Annotated in this window: 1 tRNA gene and 1 rRNA gene; both read right to left on the minus strand. The window is 43.5% G+C overall.

Annotation, left to right across the window (positions count from 1 at the left end):
• Positions 1-120: 120 nt before the first annotated feature.
• Positions 121-194, minus strand: a tRNA-Ile gene (locus E4631_RS25750).
• 87 nt (positions 195-281) lie between these two features.
• Positions 282-370 (minus strand): 16S ribosomal RNA (locus E4631_RS25755); the annotation flags it as partial.

Here is a 370-nt window from a genome sequence, read left to right on the forward strand (position 1 = left end):
TTTTTCTCTCTCTTATTTTCCCTTACGTCAAAGAACGTCTACTACCCTTTCGGTAGTAAATGTGGAATAGCTGAATTACTTCCCGCTAAACCAATATTTTACTTAGTATAGATGGCAGAGTGGGCCTGCCTGGACTCGAACCAGGGACCTCTACATTATCAGTGTAGCGCTCTAACCACCTGAGCTACAAGCCCAACATACCAAATTTTATTATTTGAATGATGGAAAAGACTTATGATAATTATGTAACATCGTTGAACTCACGAGTCGAACTGCTCCAGAAAGGAGGTGATCCAGCCGCACCTTCCGGTACGGCTACCTTGTTACGACTTAGCCCTAGTTACCTGTTCTACCCTAACTGGCTTCTGTG

The organism is Hymenobacter sp. UV11, from assembly GCF_004684095.1.
GTDB lineage: Bacteria > Bacteroidota > Bacteroidia > Cytophagales > Hymenobacteraceae > Hymenobacter.